Consider the following 14,962-nt stretch of genomic DNA (forward strand, 5'->3'; position numbering starts at 1 on the left):
ATTAAAGAAGGCCGCTGAGTTTTGCTCCGCGGCCTTTTTGCGTTTTTGGTACTGAAAAGCTCGAACAAGCAGTGCCAATCTTAGTTAAAAGTAACAGACCTAAATTGTTTGAATTTGTTGATCAAAATGGATTGAGACTAAAATCTATTTTGGTTTGGTTCTGTCACTTTGGTAAATTGTGTTATCAACAATACCAAAAAATGCATTTGTGGTAGATTAATTGACACAACCTACCACAAAGATCATTGCTACTCTAAAGCAGGCCACTCTTTTACTAAGTAGCGCCTCGTCATGCTCCTTAATATCCCTTTTCGTGCGTATCTACACCTGCATGGTAGCCCACACTGCAAATAATCTATCTAATTAATATGTAATGCGACGAAGTACACAACGATATGTACCAACACGATTCTTTACACTCGTATTTTAGGGTCAGGATTAAGCGGTAAAGTTAGCCTTAATTGGCGTGGAAACTAACATGCTATGCTTGCGTAAAATGTGAGCGGAAAATTGGAAGGTATATGGATATATTGGCGGCCCTAAAAAATGTTGAAGTACTAGCGAATGGAATTGACCCAATTTCAGGTGAAGTTTTACCTGAGTGCTCACCTTATAATAACCCCGAAGTAATACGGTCTTTGTTCACCGTTATTGGAGCTGTAAAACAACCAAAGAAGGGAAAAAAATCTGTCGAGCAAAAGCAGAAAGAAAATATCTTAAAAGGTCTTCCTAAGAATGCTGGACTTCCTTGGGCTGAAGAAGAACGCGATAAGTTAGTACAGGCATTTAATGCAAATACATCAGTTGACAAACTATCTGTAATTCATGATCGTACAAGAGGTGCAATTATCGCAGAGCTAAAAAAGCAAGGGTTGATTGAAGAGTTTGATTCGAGCATTTAACAAATACGAACAGCGTTAATCATTAACTATTGACGCTGTTTGGCTCCCTTTAATTTTACCCATTCTCTATTGAGATATAACATTCTAGACTCTATTTGAAATGCTTGTTTAGAATGCTAGCCATTTTAGTTAGCATGCTATTATACCTCTAAGTTAATTATTTTATCCTTTGCCCATTATGTAATACTTTCACCAAATTCTTACATAAAGCATGAGTATGAAGATTAAAATTAACCGAGGTTTCACCTTAATTGAATTGGTTGTTGTGATTGTTGTATTAGGAATATTAGCAGTAACAGCAGCACCTAAGTTTCTTAACTTACAAAAAGATGCTCGTATTTCTACATTAAAGGCAACGAAAGGAGCTTTGGAAACAGCAATACAGCTTGTGAAAGCAAAAGCAGAAATTAACTTAATTGCACCTGAAAACTGTAAAAACTTTAACGGAACCAATAATGACGACAAAATTGCAGGATGCATTAATATTAATGGTCATGAAGTCTTGGTTTACTCTAATACATATTATCCAGATTTAGTTTTTGGCAACAACCCATCTAAAAATGACAAAGTCGTTAATAATTTAAAATCAATATTATCAATAGACGCTTATCCAAGAAAAAGTCAGAAATACCAGAAAGATATGTCACCTACAGGAGCAGGCTTTTTAGTTTATGGTAGCTTAGATCATGACGTGTATATAATGCCGAATGTAAAAGATGCTTATAAAAATATTCTCAACTGTCGAGTGCAATATAATGGTACGCAGGAAAATTCTATCACACTTATAACTAAAGGATGTTAATTGTTATTAACGAGAAATATTCATTTTATTGTTATAAGTATTAGAATTATTAACTTTATTGTTACTCTTGCATATGTAAATTCATATTGTGCATGCTTTTTTATATGATATTATATTCTCGTATAAAAATATAAGTTTATTGTGAAGCCAACCATATGAAAGTAAAGCGAAAAATTGGTAAAAAGGTTTATATTATTGCCTCTTTTCTTTATCTAGGTGTTTTGCTAATAAGCTATATAGTCTCTGATAGAGTCATCAATAATAGAGAAGTGTTTTCTAATAGCCGGGTTGAATCATACCTGAACACAGCATTAAATGACTTAGGTTATGATTTTAAGGCTGAGCAGGAAAAGTTAAAGTGGCTATCTTTTTATGTCGCAAGCACAGGTTTTAACCCCAAATCATTCTTGTTGGCCTCTGATGAATTACTTGATGGCGTAAAAGGCAGTTCGAACTTTCAGTTTGCTCCAAACGGTATAGTTACTGTTACCAACCCACATGTTTCTGATCAGCGTGCATATATTGATCTATTTTCTGATCCAAACAGAAGAGAGGACGCATTATATGCAAAAAATAATAAAACAATGTATGTATCAGGGCCATTACAACTGTATCAAGGTGGTTTAGCTTTTATACTGCGAAATCCTGTTTTCAGTCTACATAGAACACATAAATTTTTAGGTTTTGTTATCTATGTTTCTGATATTTCAGATTCAACGGTATTTAGCCGAATTCGTGAACTAACCCAATATGGTTATACAGTTTCATTAACTACACAATATAAACAACAAGAAAAAAACCAGATATTAAGTACAGTCGATCTAAAAAAAGATGACTATTTATTTTCAATTAAGAAGACATTTTATAATTCCACATGGACAATGAAAATTTATAGTGCAGATAGGATGAATGACTATCAATCTCTTGTTTTATATATTGTATTGTTAGTTGATATCTGCATTGGAGTTTGTTTACTTTTGACACTTAAATTCTTTGAACACTATAGAAATATTCATAATGAGAGATTGCTTGATTATTTAACTGGGTTAGGCAATCGTAAAGCTTTGGATGTTGAACTGCATCGAGAGTTTGAATCTAAGCGTGATTTCTCTTTTGTTTATATCGATCTTAATGACTTTAAATTTGTTAATGATACTTATGGTCACGAAATTGGTGACAGTTTATTGCGCCAATTTTCTACCCGTTTAAATCGTTATATCTGGAGTCATAAGCTGGGGATGGCTTTTCGAGTTGGAGGCGATGAATTTAACCTGATTGTCTCTGCTAAGTTTGATGAAGAATTTATTCGTCGTGGGCTAGATGATTTATGCAAACTTCCATTCCAACTGGATGATGTATTGTACCATCTTACAATCAGCTGTGGTTATGCTAAAAGATACCCATCAGATGAAACGATAGAGCAGGTTATTCGTCGTGCAGATGATGATATGTATCGAATGAAAGCAATAAAAAAGCGCCCGATGACGGACGCTTTTTCTAACACAATTTAATGGCGATTAGCTTTTTAGTAGTTGCCAGTATTTTTGATAAATATTTACCGCTTTACCTACGTCATTGGTAAATTCACCCTTATTAATATCTTCTTCTGATGGGAAGATAATTGGGTTATCTTGAATTTCTTTTGGTAAATGGCTTTTCGCATCTTTAGTTGCTGGCGGGAAGCCAAACTCTTCAACGATTTTTGCTTGGTTTTCAGGGCGATAGATAAAGTTAATAAACTTCTCTGCTAGCTCTTTGTTAGCGCTTCCAGCTGGGATGATAAAGTTATCCATCCAAAGAATTGAGCCTTCTTTAGGATACACAAACTCAAGCTCTTTCATCTCTTGTTTTGCCATATAAGCATTGCCGTTCCACTGCATTCCGATGCTAGCTTCACCTGTAACATAAGGAACATGTGGCGCGTCTGAGTTGTACACCACGACATTTGGACGTAGCTTCTGTAATGACTCATAAGCTTGCTTAATTTCTGCTTCGTTTGTGGTATTGATGCTGTGGCCTTGTGCTTTTAGCGCCATACCAAATACATCACGAACATCATCAAGTAACATAACCTGACGGGCAAAATCTGCATTCCACAAATCTTTCCAGCCAGTAATTGGTGTTGTTACCAACTCTGAATTGTAAGAAATACCCGTAACCCCCCACACATAAGGTGCAGAGTAATCATTTTTAGGATCAAATTCTTGGTTTAGCAAACCAGGGTATACATTCGCAAGGTTCGGGATCTTACTATGATCAATCTTAGCAAGCATGCCTTCACGAGCCATTTTCTCAATGAAATATGTAGAAGCAAAAACAACATCGTAGCCTTTGTTATCAAGCAATTTTAGCTTGGTGTACATGGCTTCGTTATTATCGAAAGTAGAATAGTTAATAGTGACATCATATTCTTTTTCAAATGCTTTAAGTACGCTATCTGGCATATATTCTGCCCAGTTATATACGTTAAGCACATCATTTGCCGCCGAAACATTAAATGCTGAAAGTGCGAATGTTAGTGTAGTCACCCCTTTAAGAATTTTTTTCATTACGTTTATATCCTAATAAACCAAAATGGTTATGGTATTTGAAGCGCGCATATTATTTAGAGTTTCTAAACTGTCAAAAAAGTTATCTTATAAATTTGATACACATCACGATAATATATTACTTGTCAGTTCTTATTTGTCGTGACAATATGCGCGCGTTTTTTATCCCGCATATATTTTTTGTGAGCAAATGGAATGTCGAACGACAGTCAATATATCGATAGTTACTATCAAGCAACCATTAATGCAATTCCAGAGCAACCTCAATTAGATCAAAACATTGAAGCTGATGTTTGTGTTATTGGTGGTGGTATGACCGGTCTTAACGCGGCGATTGAACTGCGTAAAAAAGGATACTCGGTTGTGGTATTAGAATCACAGCGCTTAGCGTGGGGTGGTTCTGGTCGTAATGGTGGGCAATGCCTTGTAGGTTACTGCCTGGGCCTACGTGAAGTTGATGAAACATATGGACCACAATGGGGCAAGCAGCTTTGGGATTTATCTAGCGAAGCGATTGATATTGCTCGTGAACGTATTGAAGAGTTTAATATTGACTGTGATTTCCAGCACGGTTATATCGAACTTGCATTGAAAAAAAGCCAAGAGAAAGAATTAAAATCTTGGTATGACTTAAAACAAACTCGTTATGAGTATCCAAGTGCAAGTTGGTGGGAAAAAGATCAAATTCAGCAAGTCGCTAATACTGAGCGTTATCTTGGTGGATTGTTCGATTCAAATAGTGCCCATATGCACCCGCTAAATTATACATTAGGTTTGGCTGAAGCGGCTATTTCTTTAGGTGCTTCTGTGTTTGAAAACACGCCGGCGATTAAGATTGAGCAAGGTAAGCCTCATATTATTCGTACTCCAAAAGGTCAAGTAAAAGCCAAGCAAGTTCTATTAGCTTGTAATGCCTATTTAGACGGTTTGAATCGAAAAGCACAAAGTGTGGTATTGCCCGTTGCTTCTTATATTGCAGTGACTGAACAGTTAGGCGATCGTCAACCGATCTCCAATATGATGGCGATGTCTGATTTAAATAACAGCCTAGATTATTATCGCCCAACACCTGATGGTCGTATTCTCTTTGGTGGCGTAAATCATCCATTTAATGGTGAATACTCAGATTCTAAAGAGCGCTTGCGTCAACGTATGCTAAAAGTATTCCCACAGCTATCTGATGTGAAGATGGAATATCATTGGGGCGGTTTATTTGCGGTAACTCGTTCTTACATGCCTCAAATTGATCATTTAGGTAACGATATTTACGTTTCTCATGGTTATACTGGTCATGGGGTTGGCCTAACGAATATCGCTGGCCGTGTGGTTGCTGAAGCGATGTCTGGTACGGCAGAACGTTTTGATGTGTTTGCGCGAATTAAACATGGTTGGATCCCAACACCAGAAATTTTACGCAAACCTGCATTAGCGATGGCGATTTGGAAAGCTCGTTTAGAAGACTCGCTAGGAAGCTAATTGTTTTTAGCTCATTGTGCTAAATGTAGAATATTGCATGCAATTGGTGCGAATTGAATAACTATTGCTCTGACGAATACTTTGTGTAAATTAATGCTTTACAGGGAATTATAGTCAGAGTACTATTCATCGCACTGCGGAGGGATGGCTGAGTGGTTGAAAGCACCGGTCTTGAAAACCGGCATACGTTTGTAGCGTATCTAGGGTTCAAATCCCTATCCCTCCGCCACTTATTCTTTAAGTTGGGTATCACCGAGCTTAAACAAAGAATTGGAGCAAATATCTGTGTGGTTTTAACCATACGCTCCGTAGTCATTGAAGCCTCAGCAGTTTTGCTGGGGTTTTTTTGTATCAAAAATAAGGTAGGTTAGAATGTTTCAGAAGTCGCTTTCTGTGATCGCTATTGCCATTGCTTTAGCTGGATGCTCACAAGATCCTCAAACCACATCAAATCATGAGGACTTTACGTTAACCGTTGCGCATATTAATGATACGCACTCCAACTTTGACCCGGTTAAGTCGAGTTTTAAAGCCAATGGGACTTCTGTCTATAACGAGTTTGGTGGATATCCTCGCCTACAACAGATGGCAAAAGAATATAAACAGGAAGCTTTGAATGATAATCAGAGCTTCCTGTTTTTGCATGGTGGCGACGCATGGCAGGGAAGTGCTTACTTTAAGATTAACCAAGGTGCCATGAATGCTGCCCTATTGAGTCAAATGGGTCTTGATGGTATGGCGCTTGGTAACCACGAGTTTGATTTAAGTAATAAGAAACTGAATCAATTTATCAATAGCGTAAACTTCCCAATTTTGGCGGCTAACGTTGATGTTAGCCAAGATCCTGATTTAAAAGATCAGAAGAACTTGCACCCTTTCCGCGTTTTCGCTTTTGATGGCAACAAAAAAACCGTCGTTACCGATCTTAATCACTTACCAAAAGATAAGAACTTAGTCGCTGTTTTCGGTTTGGCTCTCGATGATATGCCAAATATTGCACCGCATACAGGAAAAGTGAAGTTCAATAATATGGTGAAATCAGCGCAAGCAACGGTAGACTACCTTCAGTCTAAAGGTGTTGATAACATTATTGCACTAACGCACATTGGTAATTCTGTCGATCTAAATCTGGCTTCTAAAGTAAATGGTATTGACCTTATTGTTGGTGGTCACTCGCATACGTTATTAGGTGATTTTACGAACCTAGGTTTAAGCAACAACGGTACTTACGCTCAAATGGTAAAAAATCCAAATGGTGTTGGTGAGACGTGTGTTGTTCAAGCGGGTGAGTATGCTCAAGCGATTGGTCGTGTTAATGTGACTTTTGATGCTCAAGGTGATGTGGTGAGCTGTAAAGGCCATAACACTCTGCTATCAAATGACGAGTTCTTCCACAGTGCAGATCGTCTTGCCAATGAAAAATTCTCAGCAAAAGATACTGCAAAAGTTGAGCAGTTTATTGATGAGCAAGAGAACATTGTTATTGCGCCTGAAGACAGCGCAATGCGCTCTGAAATTGATACTCAATATAAGCCAGCTGTCGATAAAGCTTATGGTAAGACAATCGGTCAAGTACCTGTTGAGTTAAAACACGAACGTCGTCCAGGAGATCGTGGTACTGACGATCACGGTTCAGATGTTGCACCTATTGTAGCTGAAGGTCAGTATTACTGGACTAATACGCCTGCAGTTCGCAAAGTAACGGGTATGAAAGTTGATTTTTCATTGATTGGCGCTGGTGGTATTCGCACCAACATCGAAGCTGGTGAATACCGTGAAGGTAACGTTTCTCTTGAGTTGCTACCATTTTCTAACTTTATGTCGGTCGTACCTGTAAAAGGTCGTGCTATTCGTGAGTTGTTGCAAAATGCTGTATCCGCAACGTTACCTGAAGGCTCACATGCCGGCAAATTCCCATACGGTGGTCATATTCGTTACACCTTCACTGAAACCACTGCACATAAAGCGGGCAAACTAAATTCTGTTGAAGTTATGACAGGTACAGAGAAGCACCCAGTTTGGACTCCTCTTGACGATAACAAAACCTACAATGTTGCGATTAACAACTACAATGCAACAGGTAATGATGGTTGGACTCCGCTGTACACATCGCAAAAAGATCATTCAGGCCGAGTTGATCTTGTGTATGTAAATGGCAAGTTGACTGGGTACAAAGTGAAAAATATCGCGAAAAATGGCGATAAATACAAAGTAAACTATGTCGGTGGCAAAGCGCCAAACTGCAAAGCTGAAAATGTTCGCTGTAATACCGACGCTCAGTCAGTAATTGATTATATTGCCAACGATCGCCAGACTGTGACGCCTCTAAGCTACGAAGTCGTGACATTTAATCGCGCGAAATAGTATTGTTTGATCACATTGATGATTAATCAGTGCGATTGATACGGAAAATCTCTGAACTACTTAGTGGTTTAGAGATTTTTTTTGTATCCAATTTAAGTGATAATAGATGTCATTATCACTTAAATTGGATGTTGTTATGCAAAATGTGGCGATTTTTGGTGCAAGCCATGGACTAGGGTTAGCCATGGCCAAGTATTATAGCCAGCAAGGGTTCTCTGTTATTGGTTTAGGACGAGGTGATGAGCCAAGCCCTGAGTTTTCTCTTCTTAATGGTCAGTGGATACAGTGTGATGCTCTTGATTTAATGCAAGTGCAAACTGCCGTTCAGATGCTCCCTAATAGTTGTTGGGTTATTTCAACCATGGGCAGTTTTAACGCCGAGCAATACGTGGATTATCAAGGAAATCGTCATATCATTGATTGTCTTGAAGATAGAGGCGGGCTGCGATTTTTATTGATTACGTCATTAGGTTGTGGCGACTCTTGGCAATATTTACCGCCAAGAGCAAAAGCTGTTTTCGGTCGAGCAGTTAGGGAAAAGTCGTTGGCTGAAATGTGGCTGCAGACAAGCGCATTGGATTACACCATTGTACGACCAGGAGGACTTATTGATGGTGAGTTGACTCATACAGGGGAGCTTAGCCAAGGGCAGGAAGTTCATGGCTGTGTCTCTCGAACTGAAGTAGCGCGCCTAAGTCATCAATTATTGATGGACAGTTCGTCTATAGGCCAGATTTATCATTGTGTCGATCCAAATGCAAAATATCAGTAGTGTTTAACTTAGCTGTATTTAGCTTAACAGTTTACATAACGCCGTGACGCTATTTTACGAAAGCCAGTTAAAGTGTGCTAAAACTGGCTCTATTTTAAAACGGGATCACTCACCGCCATCTCCATCATCAGATGGCGCACCTTGCGCATACCTCTGCTGTCTTTCTAGCTCTTCAGGTGAGGTGTCTTGTTGGTCAATGATCTCGTTTTCTGTACGATTGTCACCGAATAATTTTTTAAGCCATTCAAACATAATCATCTTCTCTGTTTAATTTTTACCTAAAATTCTATAGTTCAAGTGTCGGTCAGCAATAGCGAGATCGCCAATAATTTTATAAATCTGCTAATTTTCTTATTATTGATAAAATAGGGGAGAAATAAATAATCCTTTATAATCATAATCTTATTTGTTTTATGTGTGATCTCGGTTATAAAAACTAAAATAAAGCTATACAAACCTAGGAATTACTCTATTATTGACCTCGGCCTATGAGTTATAGACCTCGTTAAGATTATGTTTTAGAAAACCTTCGCTACAACGCTATACCGTTCTTGAAGCTTTCCAAATTCATAAGCTGTTAATGACATAGATAATTCTTGTTACTGGCTACATCCGCAATATTGCGAATTATTTATTTATATTTTGGAGGCTTTATGTCTAAAGCAACTGGTACAGTTAAGTGGTTCAACGAAGAGAAAGGTTTTGGTTTCATCACTCAAGATAACGGCGGTGCAGACGTATTCGTACACTTCCGTGCTATCACTGGTGAAGGTTTCAAAACTCTTGCTGAAGGTCAAAAAGTTACTTTTGACATCGAGCAAGGTCAAAAAGGTCCTCAAGCTGCTAACGTTGAAAAAGCATAATTTAGCTTTTAACGTTTAAAGTTTCTAAAATGCCGATCCCTAGGGTCGGCATTTTTTATATATGAATTTTAGTAATCTTATATACCTTTTCTATTAATTGGTATCTGTAAGCAATAAAACGTAAACTCAGTGAATTAGTTGCTATTCTCATGTTTGCTTTTATAAAGGTGGCCTATGCTTCCTGCTTCTCATCACTCTTTACGTTTTCAGTCTTTGCGCTCAGGCTTTGAAGATCCTTCTTTAACATTTACCGATGAAGTTTGCTCTGGTCAACATTTAGCAATATGGGGTGACTCAGGTTGTGGAAAGACGAGCTTAATTCAAGTTATCGCTTCTTTAAAACCAGCCCAGCAAGGTGAGTTCTATTATCAGGACCGCGCCATTACACCTCTTTCTTTTCCTTGGTGGCGTCAACAAATTGGTTATTTACCTCAACAACCAATAATGGGCGGAGATACCGTAGAGCAAGTGTTACTTCTACCATGGCAGATGCAAGCCATGGATAAATCAATCCCTTTAGTAACACCATCGCAATGTGAACAAGCACTTAACCAAGCCAACCTTTCTGTTGCGCTCTCAAAAGAGGTGAATTTACTTTCAGGTGGGGAAAAACAACGGTTAGCATTAGCTCGATTATTATTAATGCAGCGCCCGGTTTGGTTGCTTGATGAGCCTACATCGGCGTTAGATATGTCTTCGCGAGATCACCTTATTGCTTTAGTTAAGGAGAGTTCTGCTATTTGCATTTCAGTCTCTCATGATCCGATTTGGTACAACGCTGCAGATATGCAGTACGCAATGACCGTTTCACCCCAACATCCCCAACATAAGGAACTGTTATGAACGGTGCAGTTAATATCTCGGTATGGGCGTTAGCGGGATTCTACGGCTTACTTTTGATTCCTATCTACTTTTTTTTCCGTTGGCAGCTTAAATTAACGCGATCACTTATTACGGCAGTACTGCGTATGACAATCCAATTGGCGGTTGTTGGGTTGTACTTGCATACCTTATTTAGCCTCAATCATATCGGTCTAAATGTTTTGTGGTTAAGTGTGATGATTTCTGTTGCTGGCTATACTGTCTGTAAGAGGGCAGGGGTAGAGCTTAAGACCGTATTACCCGCAGTTTTAATAGGTTTGGTGGTGGCCTTAGTTATTGCGTTGCCTGCGATGCTTGCTGGGGTGATTCAGGCTACACCATGGTGGGATGCCCAATATATGATTCCTATCGCAGGGATGCTGCTGGGGAATAGTTTGTCTGCGAATGTTTTGGCATTAGAGCGTTGGCAAAGTCAGTTGAAAGAAAAACATCAAGAATATCAGTTTTATGTTGCGATGGGGGCGCCGAATCCTAGCCAACCTTTTATCAAAACTGCGATGGGTGCGGCAGTTTTACCTCAAATTGCTGCAATGACAACATTGGGAATTGTTAGTTTACCGGGTATGATGACGGGGCAAATTTTGGGGGGTACTGCTCCTTTGATTGCAGTTAAATATCAGTTAGCAATAATGGTTGCGATATTTATCTCAGGTATACTATCCGTTGCAACCACCCTGACTTTGATCCAGCGTCGAACATTCTCCGAATATGGAGAGGTGAAATAGCGAGATAGGTTGTATAATTTAATACAAGTAGAGTGATCTGGTTAAAAGTTGATATAAATTTCAATTTTACTGGCTGAAAGTGGTAAAAGTTGACTGATCGCATTGCGCTTTTGGCAATATTTGCATACTGTCTGCTTGTTCCGTGTTTGAAAAAGAATTTTAAGGTTACAAATATGTCTGATGTACCAGTTACTGTAGTAACTAAAGCAGCTGATGTTCTTCCTGCCGCTGAATCTTCAGGTTCAGTATGGGGCTATGTTGCAGGTGGCGCGATTCTGCTGATTCTTGCTGGTATTTATGGTTATCGTAAGATCAACACACCTGCTTTTTTGATTAAACAAGTTCGCAAGCGTAATCAAAAAGAAATGAAGAAGCATGGTGTTCAGAACTCTGAATTCATGGTTGATCTTGATAAGCTTCTGGATTCGATCCTTGAGTACGCAAACGAGAATAAACTGAAAGGCTCTGATGTTGTTGAGCTAATTAAGCCATTGAATGATAAAGAGCGTGTGAAAACACCAAAAGATATGTATCAATCAATGATCTATATTGCTAACAAAGTTGGTGACACTGAGCTGTCTCGTTTCTACAAGAACAAATCAAAGCAAGTAAAAGCAAGTTCTAACCTGATGAACGGCCTATTTAAGCGCGCAGGTATCTAATTTTTACTTTCCAGTTTCGTACCTCGAAGCCAGTACTTTTGTGCTGGCTTTTTTTGTCTATATCTAAGTGGCTGAAAAACTCTTTAGTTATGACTAAATTAAGGGCTCTCAAAATGTTGTCATAGTAAGCCCTATCTCTTTCGTTAGGTATAAATCACATCGGTATATTCCTATAGATAGCTTAGGTCGATCAGTGTTAGTATTTTTGCTCTTAAAGGGAGAAGAGTGATGCAAAAAAATAACGTAATTGGCGTATATTGTGGTTCTGTTTCAGATATGGACGGAATTGAAACGGCCATGTTTAAGCAGTTAGTATCTGGTCGTATTTACCTTTCTGAGACGGGCCTTGAAGGTGATAGCTGTGCTTCAACTAAGCATCATGGTGGCACTGAGCGAGCATTGCATCAATACCCTGTAGAGCACTATGCTTTTTGGCAACAGCAGTATGGCGTGGATAAAGAATGGTGCGCGCCTGGTATGGGTGAAAATATCAGTAGCCAAGGGATGACAGAAGAAAATGTCTATATTGGCGATCAATACCAATGGGGTGAGGCCATCATTGAAGTGAGCCAACCTCGTTCACCGTGCTATAAGCTAAACACCCGCTGGAATGTTGCCGAGTTCTCGGTACAAATGCAGAAGTTGAGCCGTTGTGGTTGGTTATATCGTGTGGTAAAACCGGGTCTGGTGAGTGTTTCGGAACCGTTGGTATTACTTTCTCGTCCTGAGAATGCGCTAACAATTAAACAAGTTTGTGATATTTATTTTGGCGATCCGCTTAATCGTTTAGGCCTTGAGGCATTACAACAGCAAACAGCCCTTTCTCATAATTGGCAAACGACCATTACACGCCGTTTAGAAAGCAATGAGTTGGAAAATTGGAATTTCCGTCTATTGGGTCACGCATAAAGTTCGATTCGAACAACAATAAGGCAGAATACACTCTGCCTTGTGTTTACTGCTTTAAACAGCGAGCTAATACACGAAAGAAAGTATCAATTTCTTGCTTGGTATTATAGTGCATCATTCCCACACGCAGAACTCCGCCCTTCGTATCTAAATTAAGACTAGCCGTTAACCTCTCAGCATAGAGATGCCCACTCCAAGTGAAAATATGGTGTTTTCCTAGCATGGCCGCAATATCGTTAGGATTGTGATGTTGAAAACTTAAAGCAAAAGTTGGTGTTCTTTTGTCTTTATCTGTTTCGCCAATTAACGTTAATTCGGGAAACTGATTTAGCGTTGCAAGAAAATATTGACTAAGTTCTTGTTCATATTGATAGATATTGCGATAGGCACTGGTGATTTGTTCAGTAAGATTCGATCCAGTACCTAAAGAGGCTAGGTAATCAATGGTGGCAGAAAGAGCCGCAATTGCTTCAAAGTTTAATGTTCCCGTCTCCCAACAGTTTGGAATGTTGTTGGTAGCAGGAGCAACTTTAAATGGTTGGTAATTTTCTAACTGCTCTTCTCGGCCATAGACAAAACCTAAATGAGGGCCGAAAAATTTATAGGCTGAACCTGCAACAAAATCGGCATCTAGCTGGGTGACATCGATTTGTTGATGGGGTAAGTAATGAACAGCATCAATATAAGTTAAGGTACCATTTGCTTTAGCGAGTTCAATAAATGGAGCCAAGTCGGTGTACGTCCCGGTTAGGTTACTTGCTGCGCTTAAAGCCAATAACTTAGTTTTTGGGCTTAATAATGACATGAAAGAAGAAAGATCCAGATGGCAACGATCATCTTGTATGGGTAAATAATGGACCGTAACGCCTTTCTCTTTCGCTGCAAGTACCCATGGTGAACGATTTGCTGCATGATCAATATCAGTCAGGATGATCTCATCTCCTGTTTGCCAATCTTGGCTGATGGCTCGACTCAAGGAAAAGGTTAGAGACGTCATATTGGCACCAAAAATAATCTCTTTTCCTGATGAGGCTCCGATTAATGTGGCAACTTTCTTTCTGGTTTCATCAACGATTTGGTGTGTTTGGGTGCTGGTTGCAAAGTGTCCACCTAAATTTGAGTTGCCATTAATGAAAAAATTGCGATAGGCATTAATGACATTCTCTGGCTGTTGAGAGCCTCCAGGGCCATCAAAAAACAATCGAGTCTGTTCGCCGTGTGTTAGAGCGGGAAACTGCCGACGGATGTGATCGATATTGTGGTGATTAAGCGGTAAATACGAAGACATCTCTCACTCCTTGCTCGTCATGGGTACTGGCTAACGTTTCCGATATAAAATGATAGAAATGACGATCATTGATAATAATGAACTGATTTTCTTCTAATACTGTATTTAAGTGAGGATGTTGATCAACGGGGGAAGTAAAAAGTTGCGTAAAACCGCCGCAAATATTCTTTCTTTGGACACAATAAATACCAACAAACTCGAAGCCATCTTGATGGATACCCTCAGGGGCAGCACTGCTGGTGGTGTGATCGTTACAGGTAACACGGATTTGATGGACATCGATAATGCGATGCGTTAAATCCACATCAATATAATGTGCAAATGAAGAGAGTAAGTGCTGAAATTCTGGAGTATTTATAAGCTCCTCAGACATTGGTGCAAAATTGCGTTCAATATCACCAACAGCGCGATTGATTTCAGATGATTGACAAAAATTGTGGTGGGCGAGTCGCGAAAAATCGTGGGCATTGTAGGAAAATCGCGCATAGGTTCGATAACGATTATGTTGGGTAACATACTGATCTTGTGGCAAATCTTCAAAATAGGGAATCAGGTTTTCTGCCACACTCGGCGGTGTTTGAAAAGCTTCTATAAGAAAGGTGTTATTCATATGCGACCCCTTCTATCAGTATTTGCTTTATTATTTTATTTATACGATTGAGTTTACCTAGAGTTAACCACCAACAAAAAACTGTCTTTTGATAAATTTTAGTCGTAAATGGTAAAAATGAAAAAAGCACCAAACATATAGTTCAGTGCTTTGTTATT

15 protein-coding genes and 1 tRNA gene are annotated in these 14,962 nt (G+C 39.0%); 12 read left to right on the forward strand and 4 right to left on the reverse strand.

The genetic code is table 11. The features are described 5' to 3' along the window. Positions 1-521 precede the first annotated feature (521 nt). The 3 genes from WAX86_RS19870 to WAX86_RS19880 all read left to right on the forward strand — a co-directional run bounded on the left by WAX86_RS19870 (position 522) and on the right by WAX86_RS19880 (position 3,215). Positions 522-902: a hypothetical protein gene (locus WAX86_RS19870; protein WP_341489573.1), complete on the forward strand. Its 381-nt coding sequence runs from the start codon at positions 522-524 to the stop codon at positions 900-902. Positions 903-1,119: 217 nt separating this feature from the next. Then, a complete protein-coding gene (locus WAX86_RS19875; protein ID WP_341489574.1) occupies positions 1,120-1,704 on the forward strand; it encodes a prepilin-type N-terminal cleavage/methylation domain-containing protein in 585 nt (194 codons plus the stop codon). Between the two features lie 155 nt (positions 1,705-1,859). Then, a complete protein-coding gene (locus WAX86_RS19880; RefSeq protein ID WP_341489575.1) occupies positions 1,860-3,215 on the forward strand; it encodes a sensor domain-containing diguanylate cyclase in 1,356 nt (451 codons plus the stop codon). Positions 3,216-3,221: 6 nt separating this feature from the next. Here WAX86_RS19880 and WAX86_RS19885 read toward each other — a convergent pair whose 3' ends face one another. Then, on the reverse strand, positions 3,222-4,253 hold the full coding sequence (locus tag WAX86_RS19885; protein WP_005304094.1) for a PotD/PotF family extracellular solute-binding protein: 1,032 nt from the start codon (positions 4,251-4,253) through the stop codon (positions 3,222-3,224). A gap of 195 nt (positions 4,254-4,448) precedes the next feature. Between WAX86_RS19885 and WAX86_RS19890 the strand changes: the two genes are divergently transcribed. The 4 genes from WAX86_RS19890 to WAX86_RS19905 all read left to right on the forward strand — a co-directional run bounded on the left by WAX86_RS19890 (position 4,449) and on the right by WAX86_RS19905 (position 8,865). Beyond that, the gene (locus tag WAX86_RS19890; RefSeq protein ID WP_065170593.1) at positions 4,449-5,729 is read left to right on the forward strand and encodes an FAD-binding oxidoreductase; all 1,281 of its coding nucleotides are present in this window, start codon (positions 4,449-4,451) and stop codon (positions 5,727-5,729) included. A 138-nt stretch (positions 5,730-5,867) separates the two neighbouring features. Further along, positions 5,868-5,958, forward strand: a tRNA-Ser gene (locus WAX86_RS19895). Positions 5,959-6,101: 143 nt separating this feature from the next. After that, positions 6,102-8,093: a bifunctional UDP-sugar hydrolase/5'-nucleotidase gene (locus WAX86_RS19900; protein ID WP_065170592.1), complete on the forward strand. Its 1,992-nt coding sequence runs from the start codon at positions 6,102-6,104 to the stop codon at positions 8,091-8,093. Positions 8,094-8,229: 136 nt separating this feature from the next. Continuing rightward, positions 8,230-8,865 (forward strand): NAD(P)H-binding protein, encoded by a 636-nt coding sequence (locus WAX86_RS19905; RefSeq protein ID WP_341489811.1) that lies wholly within the window; start codon positions 8,230-8,232, stop codon positions 8,863-8,865. 105 nt (positions 8,866-8,970) lie between these two features. Here WAX86_RS19905 and WAX86_RS19910 read toward each other — a convergent pair whose 3' ends face one another. Beyond that, positions 8,971-9,117: a hypothetical protein gene (locus WAX86_RS19910; protein WP_341489576.1), complete on the reverse strand. Its 147-nt coding sequence runs from the start codon at positions 9,115-9,117 to the stop codon at positions 8,971-8,973. A 401-nt stretch (positions 9,118-9,518) separates the two neighbouring features. Between WAX86_RS19910 and WAX86_RS19915 the strand changes: the two genes are divergently transcribed. From WAX86_RS19915 to WAX86_RS19935, 5 genes are all read left to right on the forward strand, one after another. Next, complete coding sequence (locus WAX86_RS19915; RefSeq protein WP_005304109.1) at positions 9,519-9,728, forward strand: cold-shock protein; 210 nt, start codon at positions 9,519-9,521, stop codon at positions 9,726-9,728. A gap of 174 nt (positions 9,729-9,902) precedes the next feature. Continuing rightward, on the forward strand, positions 9,903-10,571 hold the full coding sequence (locus tag WAX86_RS19920; RefSeq protein ID WP_341489577.1) for an ATP-binding cassette domain-containing protein: 669 nt from the start codon (positions 9,903-9,905) through the stop codon (positions 10,569-10,571). Continuing rightward, positions 10,568-11,335, forward strand: a complete 768-nt coding sequence (locus WAX86_RS19925; RefSeq protein WP_005304114.1) for an ABC transporter permease — start codon at positions 10,568-10,570, stop codon at positions 11,333-11,335. Before WAX86_RS19920 ends, WAX86_RS19925 begins: the two co-directional genes overlap by 4 nt. Before the next feature lie 173 nt (positions 11,336-11,508). Continuing rightward, the gene (locus WAX86_RS19930) at positions 11,509-11,997 is read left to right on the forward strand and encodes a hypothetical protein (protein ID WP_005304117.1); all 489 of its coding nucleotides are present in this window, start codon (positions 11,509-11,511) and stop codon (positions 11,995-11,997) included. A 228-nt stretch (positions 11,998-12,225) separates the two neighbouring features. Continuing rightward, on the forward strand, positions 12,226-12,906 hold the full coding sequence (locus WAX86_RS19935) for an MOSC domain-containing protein (RefSeq protein WP_138222855.1): 681 nt from the start codon (positions 12,226-12,228) through the stop codon (positions 12,904-12,906). A 46-nt stretch (positions 12,907-12,952) separates the two neighbouring features. Here WAX86_RS19935 and WAX86_RS19940 read toward each other — a convergent pair whose 3' ends face one another. Together WAX86_RS19940 and WAX86_RS19945 are read right to left on the reverse strand one after the other, a co-directional pair. Then, the gene (locus WAX86_RS19940) at positions 12,953-14,194 is read right to left on the reverse strand and encodes a cysteine desulfurase-like protein (protein WP_341489578.1); all 1,242 of its coding nucleotides are present in this window, start codon (positions 14,192-14,194) and stop codon (positions 12,953-12,955) included. Then, positions 14,172-14,804 carry a 2OG-Fe dioxygenase family protein gene (locus WAX86_RS19945; RefSeq protein ID WP_005304126.1) on the reverse strand — a complete coding sequence of 211 codons (633 nt, stop codon included), beginning with the start codon at positions 14,802-14,804 and terminating at the stop codon, positions 14,172-14,174. Before WAX86_RS19945 ends, WAX86_RS19940 begins: the two co-directional genes overlap by 23 nt. Positions 14,805-14,962 lie beyond the last annotated feature (158 nt).

Source organism: Photobacterium damselae subsp. damselae, from assembly GCF_038086725.1.
Lineage (GTDB): Bacteria > Pseudomonadota > Gammaproteobacteria > Enterobacterales > Vibrionaceae > Photobacterium > Photobacterium damselae.